This is a genomic window from Risungbinella massiliensis (assembly GCF_000942395.1).
In the GTDB taxonomy this organism is placed as follows: Bacteria; Bacillota; Bacilli; order Thermoactinomycetales; family Thermoactinomycetaceae; genus Risungbinella; species Risungbinella massiliensis.
The window spans coordinates 1,091,600-1,113,298 of record NZ_LN812103.1 but is presented as its reverse complement, the minus strand read 5'-3'; the positions used below and the strand labels follow the sequence as shown (position 1 = coordinate 1,113,298).

Below are 21,699 nucleotides of genomic sequence, written 5' to 3'. Positions count from 1 at the left end.
CAAAAAACAAAAGCGAGGAAGAAATCACTATGACAGCAACTGTTGCCAAAAACTATCAGCCACTTACTGTAGAAACAGTGAAGAGTGTGGTCGAACCGCTACACTATTTTGATCAAGTCGATCAATTAGAGATTAACGAAATTGGTGATGGAAACTTAAACTATATTTTCCACCTGGTAGAACCAGCTACAAGTAAATCGTTAATTGTGAAACAAGCCCTTCCTTATGCCAAAGTGGTTGGAGAAAGTTGGCCACTCACGCTGGACCGTGCACGGATAGAAAGCGAATCACTTAAAAAGGCGGCTGAATTGGTTCCAGAACTGGTACCACAAGTTCTTTATACGGATCATACGCTTGCCCTTACGGTGATGGAGGATTTATCTTCTCATACCATTCTACGTAAAGGGCTAATCGCTGGAAAACGTTATCCTAAACTAGCAGAGCACATCGGTACCTATACTGCGCAAACCTTGTTTCACACAAGCGATTTCTTCCTGCATCCCTTTGCCAAAAAAGAACTAGTCAAGGAGTTTTTAAATCCAGAATTATGCAAGATAACAGAAGATCTAGTGTTGACTGATCCCTTTTTCGATCATGAGACCAATGAAATTCCGAAGGTTCTGCACCCAATAGTAAAAGAACTATGGGATGATCAAGAGTTAAAACGTGAAGTAGCCAAGTTAAAATTTCAGTTTTTGACTGAAGCGGAAGCACTTTTACACGGTGATCTTCACTCGGGAAGCATTTTTGTAACGGAAGAATCTACGAAAGTAATTGATCCTGAGTTTGCTTTCGTTGGTCCAATCGGATTTGATCTGGGACAATTTTTCGCCAATCTCCTGCTAAACTATCTTTCACAAGAAGCAACGTTCCGTGATGAAGTAGACTGTCCATCCTATCGGACTTATTTACTGGACGTAATAAAAGATACTTGGAACCATTTTACAAGGCAATTTAGAGAATTATGGAGTAGCAAAGGAAATGATGTCTTTACCAAAATAGATGGCTCAGTCGAACTTTTCCTCGATAAAGTTTGGGTTGACACGATTGGATTCGCTGGATGTGAAGTGATTCGCCGCACCATTGGTTTAGCACAAGTCGAAGATTTAAATTCGATTCAAGATTTGAAAATTCAATACACGATAAAGCAAAAAGCGTTACGACTTGGAACAAAATTAATTAAAAAGCACAAACAACTAGATCATCCAGATCTACTTCTTCGTTTGGTACAGGAGGGATCTAAATGACAGTTGCTATCAAAAAAACTTGGATTTCATCGGTAGAGTACAAACAAGATTATCTATTGATTTTAGATCAACAACAACTTCCCCATCGTACTGTTTATCTTACCATCTCCAGCATTGAAGACGTGTGGGATGCGATTTACACATTAAAAGTACGAGGAGCACCTGCAATTGGAATGACGGCAGCCTTTGGATTGGCTATATGGGCGAACAAATGGCAAGCACTGGATTTATCCGAGTTTCTAAAAGAATTGCAGCGAAACAAGGAGTTACTCGCTACCTCCCGTCCTACTGCAGTTAATTTATTTTGGGCGTTGGAGCGAGTAGTCGAAAAAGCGAAAACAGCTACCAGTGTGAAAGAAGCCATCGCCAATATCCAACAAGAGGCACTTCGTATCCAACAAGAAGATGAAACCATCTGTCGAAAAATCGGCGAACATGCCCTGATCTTGTTTCGTAATGGGGATCGGATTCTCACGCACTGTAATGCAGGTGGAATCGCTACAGCTAGATATGGAACCGCGTTAGCTCCTTTTTACCTTGCCAAAGAAAGAGGATGGGATTTACATATTTATGCTTGTGAAACTCGACCTGTTTTACAAGGCGCGCGACTAACTACATGGGAACTACAACAAGCTGACATTGATGTTACCTTAATCACGGACAATATGGCAGCACATACAATCAAAACCAAAAGGATCTCTGCCATCATCGTCGGATGTGATCGCATAGCGGCGAATGGAGATGTGGCTAACAAAATCGGTACATTGGGTCTAGCCATACAAGCCAAATCCTTAGGAATTCCTTTTTATGTCGCTTCACCACTGTCCACGATTGACTTAACAACAGCAACTGGAGAAGAAATTCCGATTGAAGAACGCCAGGCAGAAGAAATCACACAGATTTCGGGACAATCGATTGCTCCTCAGGGAACCAAAGTATACAATCCAGCCTTTGATGTAACACCACATGAATATATCACAGCCATTATCACCGATGCAGGGATTGCTTATGGGAACTATCAAGAAGAACTTGCACAATGGAAGGCAAAGGAGAATAACAAGTGAAAGCAGTAAACAAACTTACTATTTTTATACTAGTTGCCATACTTCTGTTAGCCGCATGTACCAGTGAACAAGATCTGATATCACAAAATAAAGGAAACCAAACAACAGAAACCTCTACTGAACCACTCGGAAACCAAACAGGTTCAAAGGAAATTCCCGCTAAACTAAAAAAACCCATCAAAATCGCCGTAATTACTCAGCTGTCAATCGGTACTTTCTCCAGTCAATATATTTCTGGTGTTCAATCACAAGTAAAAGAGTTTGGTGGAGAAGTACAAGTCTACAACGCAGATAATGATCTAAGTAAAATGGCTTCCTACATTGATACAGCTGTCAGCCAAAAAGTAGATGGAATTCTCTTAGATCACGGACGTGCTGATGCCCTCACCCCTAGTGTAAAAAAAGCAGTTGCTGCTGGAATTCCCGTCGTTGCTTTTGATAGCGACCTAAATATCCCTGGGGTAACCGTCATCGACCAGGATGACTACAGTCTTGCCTGGAATACCTTACGAACTCTTGCCCAAGATCTTAATGGGAAAGGAAATATCGTTTATATCTGGGTAGGTGGTTTCACGCCAATGGAGCGGCGCAACGTAATATATGAAGCATTTAAACAACGTTATCCCAATATGAAGGAGATTGCTAAATTCGGAAATGCCACCTCTAACACTGCTTTAGATACACAGGCACAGATGGAGGCAATCCTTGCGAAATATCCTAATAAAGGGGATATAGACGCCGTATTTGCACCGTGGGATGAGTTTGCTAAAGGAGCGACACGCGCCATTCAACAAGCAGGTCGAACCGAGATTAAAGTATATGGCATTGATTTAAGTGATGAAGATCTACAACTCATGCAACAAAAAAATAGTCCTTGGGTAGCAACTACCGCCACCGATCCAGCAGAAGTAGGGAAAATTCAAGTTCGTTTCCTCTATCAGAAAATCGCTGGCGAACCAACGCCCCAAATCTATAGCATACAGCCTCATCTTGTGGAAAAACAGACAATTCCTAACAAACAAGTATCGATGAACCAGCTCGATCAACACATTGAAGGTTGGGGCAAATCAAATGTAGCTTATACTCCATGGATGAAAACATTAGCTGAGGAGGTGAAGAAAAAATGAACCTAACTATGACGCAAATCGAAAAATCTTATGCCTCCCATCAAGTTGTCAAAAAAGTGGATTTCTCCGTTAAACCCGGAGAAGTCCATGCCCTCATCGGGGTGAATGGAGCTGGAAAAAGCACGCTAATGAAAATCTTATCTGGACAAGTAAAACAAGACGTTGGGGAGATGCACATGGGTGAACATATCCTTCAACTTTCTTCGCCTGCCCAAGCGATTCAAGAAGGGATCGGTATAGTCGTACAAGAGGTGGACACCGCTCTCATTCCTGAACTTAGTGTAGTAGAAAATTTGACCCTTGATGAGTTGTTAAGAGGCTCTGCTCTTGTCAGTTGGAAGAAACGAAAACAGCGAGCGAAAGAGCTATTACAAGAAGTAGGAATCGAAATTCCAGTAGACAAACTGATCTCCTCTTGTACTCTCGCCGAAAAGCAAATGATCCTAATCGCCCGCACCATCGCCAGTGACGTAAAATTTCTCATTTTAGATGAACCCACTGCCCCCCTTAGCGAACGGGAAACAAACATTCTTTTTTCCGTCATTCGCCGCTTGCAAGAAAAGGGAGTTGGCATTATCTATATTTCACACCGGTTACCAGAGGTCAAAGAAATCTCCGACCGGATCACTGTTCTCCGCGATGGACAAGTTGTTACAGTACAGAAGACCAAAGAAGTAACAACAGACGAATTAATTCGTTATATGTTGGGGAAAACCATTTCAGCTATCAGTATTAAAGAAAATAAACCAATCGGAAAACCGTTACTAGAACTAAACCAGTTTTATGTAGCAAAAACAGGACAAGCACTTTCTTTTACTCTGTATAAAGGGGAAGTCTTAGGAATAGCTGGGCTTGTTGGTGCCGGAAAAACGGAAACGGCACGAGCTCTGTTCGGAAGAGACAAAAGTAGTAAAAATATAATCGTCAAAGGCAGAGAAATTTCACTTACTAGTCCGCAAAAAGCGATTCAAGCAGGAATCACCCTTGTCCCCGAAGAGCGACGAAAAGAAGGACTACTCGTTGATTTCCCTCTTACACACAATCTCTCATTACCCAGTCTGAAGCGATTTACTAGATGGGGTTGGCTAAAAAAACGAAGCGAAAATCAATTCGCAGAACAGTTAGTAAACCGACTGAGAGTAAAAACCCCCTCCCTAACCCATTCCTTACGGCAACTAAGTGGTGGCAATCAACAAAAGGTTTCCATCGGCAAATGGTTGGAAACAAATGCAGATCTCTTTCTCTTGGACGAACCCACTAAAGGAATCGATATCGGTGCGAAAGAAGATGTATTTTCTCTCATTCGCTCCCTTGCTGAACAGGGAAAGGGAATTCTCTACTTTACCAGTGAATTTTCGGAGTTGCTTACTCTGGCAGATCGAATCTTAGTGATGGTCGATGGGATGATTGTTCGCGAACTTTTCAGGCGCGAAGCGACCTTAGAAAAAATCATGCAAGCGGCAACTGGAGGGTATCATGGATCAAATACTCAATCAATCTAGCACACAGGCTAAGACCAAAACATGGAAAGATATTCTGCTTTCCTTTCTATATAAACATGGAACCTTGCTCGTGATTTTACTTACTGTCGTGATCTTTAGTTTATCGACAGAGCAATTTCTTACCTATCAAAATTTCACAGACATCTTAACATCTATCTCCATTATCACATTACTAGCGATCGGAGTAACCATTTCCCTGATCGTGGGAGGATTTGATCTATCGGTCGGCTCTACAGCAAGCCTGGCTACCATCACTTGTGCTGCTGCTATGGTATGGTATCGTCAGGAAACGCTAGTCGCACTGCTTATTCCAATTGCTTTCGGATTGATTGTTGGACTTATTAATTCTTTATTTGTAGTAAAAATTGGCATACCTGATCTTCTGGCTACACTTGGCGTAATGTATATTATCAATGGATTCCATCTCACTATTACGAAAGGATATTCCATTTACAACAACATGCCGATGAGTGATGGAAGTATAGCCCCTGGGAAAATCTTGCCTTCCTTTTTATTCGTCGGGCAAGGTGAATTATTTTCTGTTCCTTTCCCTGTGATCTTGATGTTACTTTTCGTCATTCTCGTGCATATCATCCTGAACTACACTCGCTTTGGCCGCTTGCTTTATGTTACAGGGGGAAATGAAGAAGCAGCCCGTCTTTCTGGCGTTCCAGTTAGCCGTTATAAAACTTATGCCTATCTGTTAAGTGCTCTATTTGCATCCATTGCAGGGATCGTTCTTGCCTCTCGAATCGGAACAGGCCAAGTATCCGCTGGTGCTCCTCTCTTAATGGATGGAGTAGCTGCTTCTTTGATTGGATTTTCCGTATTTGGTGCTGGAAAACCCAATGTGATTGGCACTTTTTTCGGAGCTGTCTTAATTGGCATACTTCTCAACGGCTTAACTATGTTAAATGTCCCCTATTATGCGCAAGATATTGTGAAGGGAACGATCTTAGTCAGTGCACTTGCTTTTATGTATATCCAAAAGAAAAGTGAATAACTGATAGAAAGAACAAATGATTGGGGACAACTCTATTGTTGCGTCAGGAGCAGTTGTCACTAAGAATGTCCCAGAAAATACTGTTGTTGCAGGACCTAGCTTTTATTCAAGAGGACCAACTATCCCATCTACAGCAAGTATCTCTAATTGATGCTAGATCTTTTTTACTACTTCTTCTCTAGATCCTTTTCATCTAAGTTACCCCAGATTAATATTTAAAAATATAGCCACTATAAAGCTCCACTCAAAAAAGCCGAGTTCCTTAGAGGAACCCGACTTTTTTAGCGTTTTAGGGTATACGGTAATTACACTTCCATTTTAATATAGGATGTTTATGGACTGTCAACAGTAAACTAGACAGTTTTTTTAAGGTGTCTCAACTTGTACTCCATAGGGGTTAGATAGTCTAAGGTACTGTGAATACGAACATTGTTAAACCAGTTTACGTAGTCAAATAATTCTAACTCTAGTTGTTCTAGGCTTTCAAAACGAGCATTCTTAACAAACTCTGTTTTCATTATCTTAAACATAGCTTCTGCTACTGCATTGTCATATGGTGATCCTTTTAGGCTCAACAAGCGTTGAATCTGGAAGGTTTTGAGTGCTTTATCCATTAATTTGTTTTTAAACTCATTTCCTCTATCAGTATGAAAAAGTTGGATTTTTCGCAGGTCTTGTTTAATAGAAGAAAGAGCACGATACACTAGCTGTGCGTCTTTCTTAGGACCAGCACTATATCCAATAATCTCCCGATTGAAAAGATCAACAAAAACACAGATATAATGCCATGTTTGCTTCATGCGTACATATGTTAAATCGCTTACAATCACTTTTAATGCTTCATCTTGCTGAAACTTTCGATCCAACAAATTTGCATGATTTGACTCGTTACAGGTACTTCGGCTCTTTTTGAACTGAGCGATGGTGTACTTTGAAATAAGCCCTTGTTGGTTCATGATTCGTCCGATCCGTTTTCTAGAAATGATCCATCCCCGTTTTTTTAATTCCACTTTAATTTTTCGTGTACCATAGGTTTGACGGCTTTTTTGAAAGATGTCCACGATCACGGATGTGATCGTATCCTTCAAGGATTTTCTATTCTTTTTTTCATAATAGTAAGTGCTTCTAGGAAGTTGTAGAACTTCGCACATTGCTGATACCGAGTATTTGTGACGATTATTTCGGATCACATTTACTTTCGTCCCATGATCAGTGCGGCTTGCTTTAAAATATCATTTTCTATTCGTAAACGTTGAAGCTCTTTCCGAAGCTGAATTAATTCAGCTTCTTCGGATGTTCGATTGTCCTTTTCTTTAAAGGAGCCACTGTTCTGACTCTGCCTGATCCACTTATCTACAGCAGATGGAGTAAGATCATACTCTTTGATAATTTCACATCTTGGTTTCCCACTTTGATGCAATTGAACAATTTGGTGTTTAAACTCCTCGGTAAAAGTACGTCTTTTTCTTCTTGTCATAATCAATTCTCCTCGTTTCATGTCCCATTGAAACAAGTGTAATTGACCTTATTTTTTCTGTCCAATAAACTGTAACCTATCCAAAAATAGGAAATCATTCAGAGTTTAATTCAATAAGTATTGAGTTCTTCAAAGTAAATAAATACCTACATAATATGGATGAAATTCATATCTATGAAATAGCAAGTCCTTCTTTTACGGCTGATTGATAATTAAGAAATCTCATTACCTTCATAAAATATTTTAACTCCATCTTTTGTAAAACATAACTTGAATGCACTTGCCCAACCAGTATCAGGTCCTTCCCAAACGGATTTTATACTCCCTCCACGAAAATAATTAACTAATACCTTTATTACAATGGAGTGAGTGACTACCAAAATATTTTCTCCAACATGTCGTTCCAAAATATCTTGAATAAAAGGAACTGACCTTTCTTGAACATCTAATAATGTTTCACCTTGAGATTCTTTTGCGTCATAATTTTCAGGGCTATTATTAATTTCGTCTAACTCTTTAGGGAACAGTTCTTGAATCTCTGACCATTTTCTACCTTCCCATTTAGAAAAGCTCATCTCCATCAATGAATCTTTTTTCACTAAATCTATTGTACGCTCCCCTTTTAAATAAGAAGCTGTTTCCACTGCTCGGTTCGTTGAACTCGAATAGATACACTGGAAAGGAATGTCACTCAACTGTTTCCCTAATTGCTTGGCCTGTTCAATACCTATCTCTGTTAAAGGAGAGTCCAATCTTCCTTGTAGCCGCCCTTCTACATTCCACTTTGTTTGTCCATGCCTTACAAGATACAAATTTGTACTCATCGGATCAAACCTTTCTACTCAAATTACAAACAATTGTATCACTTGAGAAGAAAAAGGAACAATTAGCGTTCATTGATGATTAAAATTTGAAAACCTTATCAAAAAACTGATTTCTCGCCTCAAGATAAAGACTTATATTAAGGAGATTTAACAATGAACAAAGAGCTTTACTTTCAATATCAGTGGAGATATAAAAAAAAGGACTTAAAATTTTGTCCACGTTGTGGGCACCATTTTTCATTAGAAGACTTACATATTCCCAACCAACCTCAACTACTATGTCATCATTGTCAATTTGTCTTCTACTTAGATCCCAAGCTGGTAGTAGTGGCAGTGGTTCTAAATAGAGATAAAAACAAAGTATTACTTCTTCAAAGAGATGAAGAGCCCGGAAAGGGCTTATGGGCATTTCCAGGAGGGCATGTGGAACGTGGACATGATCTTTTTGAAACAATAATAAATGAGGTAAAAGAAGAAACAGGTCTTTCTGTGGAGGTTAATGACATTATTAATACATTCTCTTCTACTGAAGATGGACTGATCCAATTGACCTACGAAGCGATTGCTGACCATGAAGAAGTTATCGTGAACATTGAAAGCCAAAAAGGTTGTTTTTTCTATTTTGATGAAATTCCTTGGGATGAGCTTGCATTTCCCTCAACCGAAAAACTATTACGTTTATATGCAGATAAGAACAAGTAGTTCAAACTGAATAAATAATTCTGTGCAATTCTTTCTCCAACCTATTTAATGTGGATCATAAGGACGATCTAATAGAACTGAATTACTCAAATAATACCCATAGAGATAATGATGAATTATAAAAAAACGAGTATTCAATAGTATGACTACCAATTGAGCATATTGGTTCGTAATTGGGTTTATTAGCATAAAAACCATAAAAACACAAAAAGCCTGCTTCTTTCACAGGCTTTTTGTCTACAATCAAATTCATATGTTTGATCTCAGTTATTTTCAAACAAAGATTCTCGTAACTCAGAGTTCATTAGATCCACAGATTGGAGTTCCAATTCCTTTTGGTTACTTACAAAAAACATTTGATATTCATATGATTTGCCTTTATAGTCAGTACCAGAAGTTCCACCACCATGAATCATCTTCTCTTCTGGTATTTTTATTCGTTTCCCATTTTCTACATAATAATACTCATCTTTTGCCCAACCATACTCTGTGTGTTTAGTCGATGTTTTAAGTATTCCATTGCTTGGGATTTCGAACTCTAGCTTATCATCCAATTTGGGCAATTCAGGAGTGTTTGGCACATCATATACAATGTAGAACCAACCTTTATAGCCATTTGGTATTAAATATACACTGGGAGGTCTAGCATCCGTTATCTTAATAATTATTAACGGTGCTAAGGGCATGAGTAAAAATGCTAAAAGAATAACTGCACCTAGTGAAAGCCAAAATTTTTTCATCTCATTCACCTCACTTTTACTACATACGAAAGATCCCCAATCCTTTCATATTAAAGACCACGATATTTAGAATTATCAGTATAATCACACCCTTCATACCAGGCATCCAAGGAAATAAGTGATTAAAGGATTTTAATGGATGTCTAAATAAAGTCCAACACATATCTCCAGGATAATTGTAAACATACATTTCGTGAGATGGTGCAGCATAATGTTTGTAGTTAAAAGAAAAATTACCACTATCATCAACAGACCCAGAATAAACAACATCAATATCCGGCGCTCCAATAAAAAGAGGATTCGAGGAGGCCATTTGTATCTTATGATTCCACCACTGCTAGATACATGTTTAATTAGATTTTACTCTTACTACAGCAATATTGTGTAATAGAGTATAACAAGAGAAAATATATTTCACTCTACTTCGTTTGCAAATCTATTAGCGACAACAGCCACCTAACCATAAGTGGCTACTATACTAGCTGTTAGAGATCATTTTATTCTTTTTTAATAACTTAATACCATTTTTCTCTTCAAATACTCGAATAAACTCAAGTGCAAATCTCTTTAGAGAACGGCAGTATACATTCATAGTTTTAGTACCTAACTTTCCATAAAGAGCAGCTTCATGGATTATTTTGTGTCGCCTTTCAATTAATTCTCGTAAAATAGACAATAGATTAATTTGCTTCCCCACTAGTAATATTTCAGTTCTTAAAATATCAAATAACTCTATATTCATGTATTTGTTAAATGCTTTGTTTGTTGAATTAAAATTTTGAAAACTATAATCTTCCAATATCTTATTTATTAGTTTTTCTTCACCCGTAAATAGAGCTTTTACACTTGAATAAGACATTTCACCTTTCCTTCCATCGAAGTAAAGATACATTTTCTCCTCATTAAATAATAAATATTGTTTAAAAATAGTCCTTAGAAAATCTTCGAGAATGGAAACTCAAAAAGGAACTAGTGTATTGTGGTGAATTATCGAAGGATTCGTAATCTGTATCCTTGAACGCTTTTCTATATCAAATGTTTTCTCATCAACTTCTTCTATCAACATTTCAACCCTTTGGATATTGTCAAGAAAATACAAATATGTTCTCTTTATGGCTATTTCGAATTCAGATAATTGTGGAACCCCATTTTTGGGGATTATTTGTTTTTCCGATTTAGAATCCAGGATTTTTCCTCCATATCTATTTTTAATGCTTTTTAAGACTGTTATTTGCATTTCAACATCATGGTAGCTACTATCTGGAAAAGTAGTAGCAACACATAATGTTTTATTTGGAAAATAATCTAACCTTAAACTAAACCAACAACCTCTTATTGATAAACATTCATTAAAATAAAAATATCTATCTTCTAGATCATCGCTTTCAAATCCGAGTTCAAAAATGATTTCTTCTATAGATTTATTATCTATTCTTTTTTCTATTAACAGCATACATGAATTACTCATAACTCTTCACCTCATATTGTTATCCTTTCATTCTATTATGTATTATGGTTGTGAAAATTGTAATAATTTACTTTGTTATAGGTATGCCAATATGACGGAAAAATTATTCAATGCTAAATACAAATTGGATTTTCAACATCTAATAATTTTATAAACCCAAATCAATTTACCATCACTGTGATAATGAAATATCAGAAAAAGATCTCTACCATTTCACTTTCGTTATCTCAATTTACTCAAATCTTGGCTACCTGTAGACAATGGTAATCCAATTCCTTACGCCCAAACATGGGTTAGATTTGTTATTTTACTCTACAATGTAGATACACATAGAAAAACTAACTACATTGCCAATTTCGGCACTATTCAATTATAATTAAAAAATTAGAATTAATTTTATAGGAGGGAACACAATGAAAGAACTTTTTGAACTTTTTCCAATAGTAATAATATTATTCACCTTATTAGTCTTCCTGGTTAGTTATATTACAAAATCATTATATTCATTTCCAGTCATTCTTGGTTATGTATTTATCATTTTCTTAACAATGTTGTATTTTACAGGATCTAATTTTTCTCTTATGTTTACTAATTTTTTTGGGAGTGCTTTTACATTGTCCAGCGTATTAAGATTGATTTATAATATTAATCCACAAACAAGGTTTCGTTACATTCCTGTTTTTCTCCCACTTGTAATGTGTATCTGTTCCATTATCTATATTGTTATTGGAGAGCTTGGATTAGAGGCTTTATTATGGATTTATATCAGTATTGCATCTCTATTCCTTTTTGGAATGAATTATATATATATGGTGGAATTAAAGAGAAAAGTAAATAATATCTAATGTTACTAATTTGATGTTTTAAGTCTAAATCCCCTTAATTTAATCATACATGAGTTTTTTCTCATACTACTGTCCAATATTTCTAAGTTATTTATAAATACGCCAACCTAAATAAACCATAAGAGCTTAATAAGCTTTTAAAAAGTTTACTTCTCAGATCCTCTTTCCTTCTTCTACCCAATACTTTAATATTCACCACGTGTTACTTGCCATTAACGAAACTAGTTCTTACCTTATTTGGATAATAACTTAACAACTAGTGAAAATGGTATTAGGTCAAGAAAGTAGACAGAAAAAAACGAGTTTTGTTATGCAGCAGAGCTGTATTTCTTGAAGTACATACGTTCGTAGTCAATGGATGAGTGAATTCTTTTACGGTTGTAGAAAAATTGGANAAATATATATTGTTTCGCTTGTTTTCTAGACAGGAAGCGGGAAAGATACACCAGTTCTTTCTTCAATATACTGTGAAAGGATTCAATGCACGCATTGTCATAGCAGTTTCCTTTACGACTCATACTTCCTTCCAATCCATACTGTTTCAGTCTTTTTTGGTATTTATGCGAAGCATATTGACTTCCACGATCAGAATGATGAAGTACTGAGTTTTTTGGCTTCTGTTGTTTGTACGCACGATCTGAAGCAGTCAAAACAAGCTCTTTAGTCATTCGGTTGTCAGCATGCCAGCCAATAATTTTACGAGAGTAGAAAACCATCACACTTGCAACATACACCCAGCCTTCCTGAGTAGGAACATAGGTAATATCTGCTACCCATACTTGATTAGGTTTTTCTGTGCTAAACCGCTGGTTTAGCGTATTTTCATGAACAGGTAGGGAATGACGAGAGTTGGTAGTCGCTTTGTACTTCTTAACTGTACGAGAAACCAGTTCATGCTCTCTCATAATCCTGGCAACTGTCTTTTGAGATACGCAAATCCCTTTTGTTTTTAGCTGTCGAGTAATTTTAGGGCTACCATACAGCCTTCTGGAATCAAGAAACAGATGGTGGATTTGCTTCACTAACTTTTTTCTGCGCTTCTTCTGCTCGCTTTCGGGACGGTTCAGCCATTTGTAAAAACCGCTTCTAGAAACTCCCATTACCTGACACATCTTCTGTACACGGAACTCGAAGCGGTGTTCATATATGAACTCAAAAGTTAGCCCCGGTCTTTTGCGAAGATGTGCATCGCCTTTTTTAAAATAGCATTTTCCTCTTCTAGGTCACGGATACGTTTTTGTAAGTCTCGTAAAGCCTTATCTTCAGGCTTCAGGTTTCCGCTTCCGCGGAAAGCGTGATCTTTATGCATTTTGTATTGCTCAATCCAGCGATACAAAGTTTGAATAGAAACACCTAAATCCTTTGCAGTTTGAGCAACAGGTGTCCCCTGCTCCAATACTAGCTGAACTGTTTGGGTTTTAAACTCCTTGTCATACTTTGACATCACGATCACCTCGAATGATTTGGTTTTATTTTGTCATTCTCAGCTCGTCTTGTCTACTTTTTAGTCTATCATCAGTTTTCCTTTTTCGACTTTGGTGTCTGTAAAACTTAACCCACTTACAGTTGTATACTTTTTATCATCTCGATAAATTTCATATACTTTATCTTCATCAGGCAAGTCAGACCACTCTAATTTTATTGTGTCTTCATTTATTAATGCTCGAGCATTGGCATTTCCTAGAGTTAGAGTGATATTAGTAGAATTTTTGTTAGGATCTTTTTGAGCTTTCTTATTGTCTTTTTCTAGTTCCTTTAACTCTGCCTCTCCTAATTTCGTAACCGCTTTAATACGAGTTTGATTTAAGAGTTTATCATTCTCGTCATAAGATGATAAGGTTAAATTTACTTGTTGGTTTGGTTTTAGGTTTGTTAGTTTTAGCTTTTTATCCTTTCCCTGCCATATTTTTTTACCCTTACTATCTTTTGCAAACGAGATCTTGCGAATAAATTTGATCAGGCCATGAATCTCCAACATAAGCAAAAGAAACCATCTCTATAATCCACACATTTTATCAATGTGGTCACTATATCAAAAAGCCCACTCAAAAAAGCCGAGTTCCTTAGAGGAACCCGACTTTTTTAGCGTTTTAGGGTATACGGTAATTACACTTCCATAATAATTGGAAGAATCATTGGACGGCGGCGTGTTCGTTCATATAGAAATTTGCTGAGTGAGTCACGGATGCTTGTTTTGAGCGATGCCCATTCACTCACTTGTTCTCTCATGCAGCGTTCCATCGTCTGGTTCACGACTTGGTTCGCTTCTTCCAGCAGTTTCTCAGATTCCCGAACATAGACGAAACCGCGTGAAATGATATCTGGACCTGCTAAGATGGCTCCGTTTGCTTTACTTAGGGTGAGCACGACGACGAGAATTCCATCTTGTGAGAGTAGTTTGCGATCACGTAGAACGATGTTCCCAACATCTCCTACTCCTAGGCCATCAATAAGCACCTTTCCAGTAGGAATTTTGGGTCCATATTTTGCTTTTCCATTTACAACCTCTACTGTATCTCCGTTATCACAGATAAAGATATTATCTGGTCGTACACCGACCAACTCGGCTAGTTGAGCGTGAGCACGCAACATACGATACTCACCATGAATCGGAATAAAATATTTTGGTTTCATTAATGTAAGCATTAACTTGAGGTCTTCTTGAGAACCGTGTCCAGATACATGGACATGGGAGGTAGTACTATACACCACATGGGCGCCGATCCGGAAGAGTTGATCAATCGTCTTCCCAATCGCTTTTTCGTTACCAGGGATCGGGGTTGCCGCAATAATGACTGTATCACCAGGTAATACTTCCATCTTCCGATGAGAGGAATTCGCCATTCGAGTCAGAGCAGACATTGGCTCTCCTTGGCTACCTGTCGAGATTACGGCCACACGATGTGCAGGCAAACGATTGATCTCATCTGGATCAATAATCATACCTGGTGGGATTTTGAGATAACCCAGGTCTCCTGCAATATTCACCACGTTTACCATACTACGTCCAATAACTGCCAGTTTACGATCATAGGCTTCACAAGCATCAATAACCTGTTGAATCCGGTGAATATTGGAAGCAAACGTTGCGACAATTACCCGTTGTTTTGCAGTACGAAAAATTTCTTTGATTCCTTCGCCTACTGTCTTTTCCGATCCAGTAAAACCTGCCCGTTCCGCATTGGTACTATCTGACAGCAAAGCGAGGACTCCACGATTCCCGAGTTCTGCCATACGATGAAAATCTGCGTGCTGATCGTTGACAGGAGTCATATCAAACTTAAAATCCCCTGTATGTACTACAGCACCTTCTGGAGTGTCGAGGCAGACTCCCACCGAATCTGGGATACTGTGATTGGTATTAAAGAAAGTCGCTTTCATCGATCCTAGTTTGATCTCCGATTTGCTGGAGATTAAAACCTTTTTAATATCATTGATGTGAGCTTCCCGAAGCTTATGCTCAATAAGTCCCATTGTCAATCTGGTAGCAAAGATCGGTACCTTCAATTGTTTTAAGATATAGGGAAGTCCTCCGATATGGTCCTCATGTCCGTGAGTGATGATCAGTCCACGCACTTTGTGTTGATTCTCAAGTAAATACGATATATCCGGAATCACGATATCGATTCCCAACATATCCTCCTCAGGGAACATAAGACCAGAGTCAATTACAACAATGTCGTCCCCATATTGGACTGCATACATGTTTTTTCCGATTTCAGCCAACCCACCGAGCGCAAAAATTGATAATTTGGCTCGTTGGTTTCTTGACAAATTGTTACCTCCTAAAAATAAATAGCTCGTCTACTCGTTTCACCCTAAACCGCTCATATCACACTTGTTCTCATTATATACGATCAAAATTTGGATATGCAAGGAGCGAACATTTGTAACCAAAGAAAAAAAGCTCCTAATATTGCTCCAATTACATTATCCAAAAACAAATTGTTTCATCTAAATATTCCTGATTATGTAAAACGTATCTCAACCGATTTTAAGACAAAAAAAGAATACTTTATACTAAGTAGGAATTTAATCAAGAAATCCCGTAGTTATAACAAGATTGCCATTCCATTAAGGAGTTGAATAAATGAAGATAGTGATTAAGGAGCTACCAGAGATTGAAGTAGCATTTATGAGACGCACTGGTAGTTATTTTGAACCTCAAGTACATTGGATAAAATTAACACAATGGGCAGTTCAAAATGGGCTTTATCCACCTCATCAGTCTTTCATAGGAATATCACTAGATAATCCTGACTTGGTAGAAAACAATCTTTGCCGCCACGATGCTTGTGTTACCCTTCCTAAAGGTTTTGAAAAAGAAAAACACCATGATGTGCAATTTAAAAACTTAGATGGTGGACTGTATACTGTATATCCATTTTACGACACTCCTGAAAAATTGAATGCTGCTTATCAATATATGTTTGGTCAGTGGCTTCCTAATAGTGACTTTGATCCAGATTATGATCGCCATACTCTTGAATTTAATCTAATTAACCCAGCAGAAGACCCTGAAGGAAAATGCAAAGTAGATTTATTTGTGCCTATTAAAAACAAGAATACATAGAAAGATTAAGTCAATAGAAAAACGCTTGGATCTCTTTCCAAGCGTTTCCTATTGCACTACATTACTATTGACCGATAAGAAAGCATCTGAGTCTTTCTACTCTATTTTTCAATCAATATAAGCCAACTTTGAGCTTTTTCTTTTTCTTCTTCAGACATCTCTACCAACGGCAGTCGAACAGTAGTTGGGGTAAGCTCCATATGGGAAAGTGCATATTTCAATGGCACTGGACTAGAGGTCATAAACAACCCTTCCATTACTGGCTGATATTTACGATGTAGTTCTGCTGCTTCCTTCACTTCTCCGGCAAAGAAAGCATCCATCATCTCCTCTAGTTGATTCCCGATCACATGAGAAGCGACACTTACGACTCCAGCTCCACCAACAGCTAAAATCGGTAAAGTGAGGCTATCATCCCCACTGTATACAGCAATCTCAGAATCTATTAGCCCTATTAACTCACTGATTTGAGAGAGATTTCCGCTGGCTTCTTTAAAAGCTACCACATTTGGAATCTGGGCTAGTCGAGCAGCAGTAGCTGGAAGTAGGTTACAGCCAGTACGTCCTGGTACATTATAGACCATCACGGGAAGTGTTGTCGCTTCGGCAACTGTACGGAAATGCTGATAAAGACCTTCTTGAGAAGGTTTATTGTAGTAAGGAGCTACGACCATAACTCCATCTACACCAGTTGTTTCTGCTTTTTTTGTAAACTCAACGGTTTCTGCAGTATTATTACTTCCTGTACCTGCTATTACTTTGCCACGACCGCCTACTTGTTTCACTGTAAAACGGAATAGCTCCAACTTTTCTTCTTTACTGAGTGTAGGAGATTCCGCAGTAGTTCCAGCCACAACAATCGTATCAGTACCGGTCTCAATTAGGTGATCTATCAGTTTGGCTAAGCTATTCCAATCAATCTGATAGTCTGGTGTAAAAGGGGTACACATCGCAGTAACTAGTCTTCCAAAACTCATACAAGCTCCTCCTCATCTTTCAAAACTTAATTCCAGTATATTCTTTTTTCTGCCTTACACTAAATGAAGTTCAAATTTACGATGTAACGCCCGAACTGCGCGTGACATCTCATCCCCACGAACTAATACCCATATGGTGGTATGTGAATCAGCCGATTGGAGGACTTGTATATCTTCTTCCGTTAGGGCTTCCATTATTTTCGCCATCACCCCTGGAATCCCAGTCATACCAGCACCCACCGTAGATACCTTCGCACAGTTATGAAGAAGTTCTGGTGAGAATCCCATAGACTGAAGAATCTGTTCTGCTTTATCAGCGAGGTGATCTTGAACTGTATAGGCAATCCCGCTAGGGTTTACATTAACAAAGTCGACACTGATTCCATGATCTGCCATCGCTTGAAAGACACGGAATTGGAGATCAAAATCGTCTTTGTTCGAAGCAATCTTGATCTGAGTTACATTCGCCATTTGGGTAATCCCAGTAATCACTCGATCTTGCAATTCGGCGATTTTTGTTCCTAGCTCCGATCGACTCATCACTAATGTGCCGGGATGGTCACTCATGGTAGAGCGAACGCGAATCGGAACATTTGTCTGCATTGCAATCTCTACTGCTCGAGGGTGAACTACTTTTGCTCCTTGGAAAGCCAAGTTACACATCTCTGTATACGTTACGGTGCGTAAAAATGCAGCATCTTCCACAATCCGAGGATCTGCCGTAAGAACTCCCTCCACATCGGTGAAAATATCAACATACTCGGCATCTAGCGCTACTCCAAGTGCCGTAGCAGACGTGTCACTTCCTCCACGTCCCAGTGTTGTAATCTCCCCTTCAGGAGTCATTCCTTGAAAACCAGCGACGATTACTACTCGACCATGTTCCAACTCATGGTGGATCCGCTTTGGATTAATGTTCAGAATCTGTGCGTTATTAAATTCCTGATTGGTTATAATGCCCGCTTGTCCACCTGTCAACACACAATTGGCAATCTGATTCTCGGTCAAAAGACTACTTAAAACCGAAGCAGAGATCAGCTCTCCGCAATGTAAGAGCAAGTCTTGTTCCCTCGGAGTAAGAGGAGCTCCCTCTTGTTGAATCAAATGTAGGAGTGTGTCTGTAGCATACGGTTCTCCTTTACGCCCCATAGCTGAAACAACAACTACTAATCCATATCCTTCTGATAATGCATGTCGAATATGATGAAGGACACGTTGCCTCGTTTCCACTGTTGCAACGGAAGTCCCACCATATTTTTGAACTAATATTTTCATTAGAATCCCTTCTTACTTCACAATCTCGTCTTCCACCAGTGCTTCTGCGATCTGAATCGCATTGGTTGCTGCTCCCTTGAGGAGATTATCCGAAACTACCCATAAGTTCAGACCATTTGGATGTGTTAGATCACGGCGAATACGACCTACATAGGTATCTGGTGTATTGGCTGTCTCTAGTGGAGTTGGATAAACTTGATTTGTGATATCATCTTGTACAATTAATCCTGGCGAGTCAGCCAAAAGTGCACGAACTTCTTCTAAATTATATTCACTTGCAAGCTCAACGTACACCGATTCACTATGCCCCTGTACAATCGGTAAGCGAACACAAGTAGCAGTAACCCCTACTTGTTCATCTTCTAATATTTTCTTGGTCTCCATCACCATTTTCATCTCTTCAAAGGTGTAGCCATTTTCTTGTCCAACATCAATCTGAGGAATAGCATTAAAAGCGATCTGCGTTTTCTTCGGTAGGATTCCTACTGGCAGTATTTTCGGTTCTACCTTCTCTCCCTTGATGAAAGCCTCTGTCTGTTGGTATAGATCCTCAACTGCTTTAGCACCTGCGCCTGATACCGCTTGGTAGGTTGAAACGATCACTCGTTCAATCCCATATCGATCGTAAAGAGGTTTTAGTGCTACCACCATTTGAATCGTGGAACAGTTCGGATTGGCGATAATTCCTTTATGCGTTGGAAGAACGTGGCGATTCACTTCTGGAACCACGAGTGGCACATTTTCATCCATTCGGAAAGCACTAGAATTATCAATTACGACTGCTCCCCGTTTTGCCGCTTCAGGAGCAAGCTGTTTACTAACACTTCCACCTGCACTAAATAACGCAATATCTACCCCCTCAAAGGCTTCTGGAGTCGCTTCTTGGATGACGATTTCTTCTCCACGAAACGGTAGAGTTTGTCCTGCTGAACGTTTAGATGCTAATAGACGAAGTTCTTTAACTGGAAAAGAACGCTCCTCTAAATACTTGCGCATCTTTTCGCCTACTGCTCCTGTTGCTCCTACTACTGCTACTACGAAATCACGTTTTGCCATTTATGGCTCCTCCTTCATGTCATGTATCAAAAGACATTAGCCCACCTTTGCTGATTCAAGGGAGCTAACGTCTTACCAATCTATCGTTTATACAAAAAATTTTTCAACATTCTTCACTTCTATTTAATCAGCATACCATTCTATCAATTTCTTATGAAGAGGATATCTAAAGTTAGGTTGAAAGGTAACGATATTTTTCCACTAACATGGGTTGAAGTTGTTTTCCTTCTATCGCTGCCTCAATCGTTTGGGAGATAAGATCCATACGTGCCACCATAGACTTGGGCTTTTTCTCTGGTGCATCTTGGCCGAAAGGTACAAAGTAAATATCTTTAGCAGCGAGTAAGGTTGCAAGATTGGGAGCATTTAGACCTAGAGCATCGTTGGTGGAGATGGCTAACACAACAGGGCGATGATTGCGCATCATAGCCTTTGCAGCCATTAAAACGGGGCCATCGGTCAGTGCGTTAGCAAGTCGTGCCAATGAATTTCCTGTCATTGGCGCAATTGTATAGCAATCCAATAATCCAGAGGGGCCAATCGGTTCCACTTCCTGAATCGTCATAAGCGGAGTTTCACCTGTGATTTCCAGGATTTTTTGTTTCCAATCAGCTGCATCTCCAAATTTGCTATCTACATTGGCTACCGTATAGGAGAGAATCGGGATCACCCGTGCACCTTGATCTACCAAACGTTGCATCTGCGGCAATACTTCATCATGGGTACAATGGGAACCTGTCAATCCAAAGCCGATTGTCTTTCCTTTTAGACTCATGAGGAAACTCCTCCTTTTGCCCATTCATCTAACATCACTTCTGCCATCGTCTTTGCTAGGATCTGACCTGCTGTTTTAGGAGCGACCACTCCGGGAAGACTTGGAGTCAGGATTGCTTTGATTCCACGCTTCTTTGCATAATCAAAATCGACTCCACCAGGTTTGCTTGCTAAGTCGATAATAACTACATCGTGAGGTACATGACGTAATATCTGATCTGTCACAATTCGAGCTGGAACAGTATTAAAGATCAAGTCAGCCTCTTTCGCATACTTCACTAGATCCTTGCTATAAAAAGGATTGAGTCCCATTTCAAACGCACGAGCATATTGGGCATGAGTTAGCACGCCTACATGAACATTAGCACCAATCGCATCGAGTGCACGAGCAAGTGATAACCCAACTCTGCCTAGCCCTAGAACGATACTCTGTGAACCATGAATCGTGATATCTGTATGTTGAATTGCCATCATCAATGCACCTTCCACAGTAGGAATCGAGTTGTAGATGGCAATATCATCACGACTCAACAGTTCGACAAGTGTAAGATCAAATTGCTTGCATAAATCTCGCAGATAAGGCCGAGCCATTCCTGTGAAAACAAGACAATGGCTGGGAACTGCTTTAAGATGCTCTTCTTGAAGTACTAATTTTTTGGAAGTAAATACACTATTGATTTTCCCCTCATCATCTGTACCTACAATTGGTAATACCAAAATATCTGCTGTTTCCAACACACTCGTACGAAATTCTCGGATCGCAGCTTCTGAAGGTGGCGTCTGTAAATTATCAAAGCCGATACAGCTTACTCGCGCATTCCATTCTAAACAGCTTTTGATCACTTCTAATTGTCTTGCATCTCCGCCGAGGAAGACAACGTGTTTGCCAGTCAGCATCCGCATTTTGCTCCTTCCCTCGAACAGTGCCTTATTTTTTTGATTTATTGCAGTTTATGCACGCATTGCTTTTCGGTGCCTAGACCATGGAAAAAGGAAGACTCCCTTCTTGTTTAAAGAGGGAGTCCACAAAATAATATGCAACAGT

At 39.0% G+C, this 21,699-nt stretch carries 21 protein-coding genes; 8 read left to right on the top strand and 13 right to left on the bottom strand.

Going from position 1 to position 21,699, the window contains the following annotated elements:
- The first annotated feature begins 29 nt into the window (after positions 1-29).
- From mtnK to VJ09_RS16705, 5 genes are read left to right on the top strand one after another with little or no spacing between them, the layout of a single operon-like run.
- The gene (gene mtnK / locus VJ09_RS16725) at positions 30-1,247 is read left to right on the top strand and encodes an S-methyl-5-thioribose kinase (protein WP_044642729.1); all 1,218 of its coding nucleotides are present in this window, start codon (positions 30-32) and stop codon (positions 1,245-1,247) included.
- A complete protein-coding gene (mtnA, locus tag VJ09_RS16720; protein WP_044642728.1) occupies positions 1,244-2,311 on the top strand; it encodes an S-methyl-5-thioribose-1-phosphate isomerase in 1,068 nt (355 codons plus the stop codon). Before mtnK ends, mtnA begins: the two co-directional genes overlap by 4 nt.
- The gene (locus VJ09_RS16715; RefSeq protein WP_044642727.1) at positions 2,308-3,438 is read left to right on the top strand and encodes a sugar ABC transporter substrate-binding protein; all 1,131 of its coding nucleotides are present in this window, start codon (positions 2,308-2,310) and stop codon (positions 3,436-3,438) included. The genes mtnA and VJ09_RS16715 overlap by 4 nt, the downstream gene beginning before the upstream one ends.
- Entirely contained in the window at positions 3,435-4,940 is a 1,506-nt protein-coding gene (locus VJ09_RS16710; protein WP_044642726.1) for a sugar ABC transporter ATP-binding protein, read from the top strand. Before VJ09_RS16715 ends, VJ09_RS16710 begins: the two co-directional genes overlap by 4 nt.
- Positions 4,915-5,943: an ABC transporter permease gene (locus VJ09_RS16705; RefSeq protein ID WP_044642725.1), complete on the top strand. Its 1,029-nt coding sequence runs from the start codon at positions 4,915-4,917 to the stop codon at positions 5,941-5,943. The genes VJ09_RS16710 and VJ09_RS16705 overlap by 26 nt, the downstream gene beginning before the upstream one ends.
- A 353-nt stretch (positions 5,944-6,296) precedes the next feature.
- Here the strand turns inward: VJ09_RS16705 and VJ09_RS16700 are convergent.
- Positions 6,297-7,420 (bottom strand): IS3 family transposase gene (locus tag VJ09_RS16700; RefSeq protein WP_147635539.1). Its coding sequence is split into 2 segments (ribosomal slippage): positions 6,297-7,171 and positions 7,171-7,420, totalling 1,125 coding nucleotides; the frame shifts between segments, so codons are not numbered across the junction.
- Between the two features lie 212 nt (positions 7,421-7,632).
- Positions 7,633-8,244, bottom strand: a complete 612-nt coding sequence (locus VJ09_RS16690) for a histidine phosphatase family protein (protein WP_044642722.1) — start codon at positions 8,242-8,244, stop codon at positions 7,633-7,635.
- Between the two features lie 153 nt (positions 8,245-8,397).
- Here VJ09_RS16690 and VJ09_RS16685 point away from each other — a divergent pair, with 153 nt between their 5' ends.
- Positions 8,398-8,946: an NUDIX hydrolase gene (locus VJ09_RS16685; RefSeq protein WP_044642721.1), complete on the top strand. Its 549-nt coding sequence runs from the start codon at positions 8,398-8,400 to the stop codon at positions 8,944-8,946.
- A 263-nt stretch (positions 8,947-9,209) separates the two neighbouring features.
- On the opposite strand, the gene VJ09_RS16680 is transcribed toward VJ09_RS16685, so the two are convergent.
- The 3 genes from VJ09_RS16680 to VJ09_RS16665 all read right to left on the bottom strand — a co-directional run bounded on the left by VJ09_RS16680 (position 9,210) and on the right by VJ09_RS16665 (position 11,139).
- Positions 9,210-9,686 (bottom strand): DUF6843 domain-containing protein, encoded by a 477-nt coding sequence (locus VJ09_RS16680; RefSeq protein WP_044642720.1) that lies wholly within the window; start codon positions 9,684-9,686, stop codon positions 9,210-9,212.
- A gap of 478 nt (positions 9,687-10,164) precedes the next feature.
- On the bottom strand, positions 10,165-10,578 hold the full coding sequence (locus VJ09_RS16670; protein ID WP_044642718.1) for a hypothetical protein: 414 nt from the start codon (positions 10,576-10,578) through the stop codon (positions 10,165-10,167).
- A 66-nt stretch (positions 10,579-10,644) separates the two neighbouring features.
- Positions 10,645-11,139, bottom strand: a complete 495-nt coding sequence (locus tag VJ09_RS16665; RefSeq protein ID WP_187118730.1) for a hypothetical protein — start codon at positions 11,137-11,139, stop codon at positions 10,645-10,647.
- 428 nt (positions 11,140-11,567) lie between these two features.
- Here VJ09_RS16665 and VJ09_RS16660 point away from each other — a divergent pair, with 428 nt between their 5' ends.
- A complete protein-coding gene (locus VJ09_RS16660) occupies positions 11,568-11,999 on the top strand; it encodes a hypothetical protein (protein ID WP_044642716.1) in 432 nt (143 codons plus the stop codon).
- 308 nt (positions 12,000-12,307) lie between these two features.
- Here VJ09_RS16660 and VJ09_RS16655 read toward each other — a convergent pair.
- The 3 genes from VJ09_RS16655 to VJ09_RS16640 form a co-directional block, all read right to left on the bottom strand.
- A protein-coding gene (locus tag VJ09_RS16655; protein ID WP_267904324.1) for an IS3 family transposase occupies positions 12,308-13,443 on the bottom strand; the annotation gives its coding sequence in 2 pieces (ribosomal slippage) (positions 12,308-13,191 and positions 13,191-13,443; 1,137 coding nt in all).
- Positions 13,444-13,503: 60 nt separating this feature from the next.
- On the bottom strand, positions 13,504-13,977 hold the full coding sequence (locus VJ09_RS16645; protein ID WP_044642713.1) for a hypothetical protein: 474 nt from the start codon (positions 13,975-13,977) through the stop codon (positions 13,504-13,506).
- Positions 13,978-14,105: 128 nt separating this feature from the next.
- Entirely contained in the window at positions 14,106-15,773 is a 1,668-nt protein-coding gene (locus tag VJ09_RS16640; protein WP_044642712.1) for a ribonuclease J, read from the bottom strand.
- Between the two features lie 316 nt (positions 15,774-16,089).
- On the opposite strand from VJ09_RS16640, the gene VJ09_RS16635 reads away from it, so the two are divergent.
- Entirely contained in the window at positions 16,090-16,572 is a 483-nt protein-coding gene (locus VJ09_RS16635) for an AraC family transcriptional regulator (RefSeq protein WP_044642711.1), read from the top strand.
- Positions 16,573-16,673: 101 nt separating this feature from the next.
- Here the strand turns inward: VJ09_RS16635 and dapA are convergent, their stop codons facing one another.
- The 5 genes from dapA to dpsA form a co-directional block, all read right to left on the bottom strand.
- Positions 16,674-17,549 carry a 4-hydroxy-tetrahydrodipicolinate synthase gene (gene dapA / locus VJ09_RS16630; RefSeq protein ID WP_044642710.1) on the bottom strand — a complete coding sequence of 292 codons (876 nt, stop codon included), beginning with the start codon at positions 17,547-17,549 and terminating at the stop codon, positions 16,674-16,676.
- Between the two features lie 54 nt (positions 17,550-17,603).
- The gene (dapG, locus tag VJ09_RS16625; protein ID WP_044642709.1) at positions 17,604-18,824 is read right to left on the bottom strand and encodes an aspartate kinase; all 1,221 of its coding nucleotides are present in this window, start codon (positions 18,822-18,824) and stop codon (positions 17,604-17,606) included.
- A gap of 12 nt (positions 18,825-18,836) precedes the next feature.
- Positions 18,837-19,880: an aspartate-semialdehyde dehydrogenase gene (locus VJ09_RS16620; RefSeq protein WP_044642708.1), complete on the bottom strand. Its 1,044-nt coding sequence runs from the start codon at positions 19,878-19,880 to the stop codon at positions 18,837-18,839.
- 172 nt (positions 19,881-20,052) lie between these two features.
- Positions 20,053-20,655, bottom strand: coding sequence for a dipicolinate synthase subunit B (locus VJ09_RS16615; protein ID WP_044642707.1), 603 nt, complete (start codon positions 20,653-20,655; stop codon positions 20,053-20,055).
- On the bottom strand, positions 20,652-21,551 hold the full coding sequence (dpsA, locus tag VJ09_RS16610; protein ID WP_044642995.1) for a dipicolinate synthase subunit DpsA: 900 nt from the start codon (positions 21,549-21,551) through the stop codon (positions 20,652-20,654). Before dpsA ends, VJ09_RS16615 begins: the two co-directional genes overlap by 4 nt.
- Positions 21,552-21,699 lie beyond the last annotated feature (148 nt).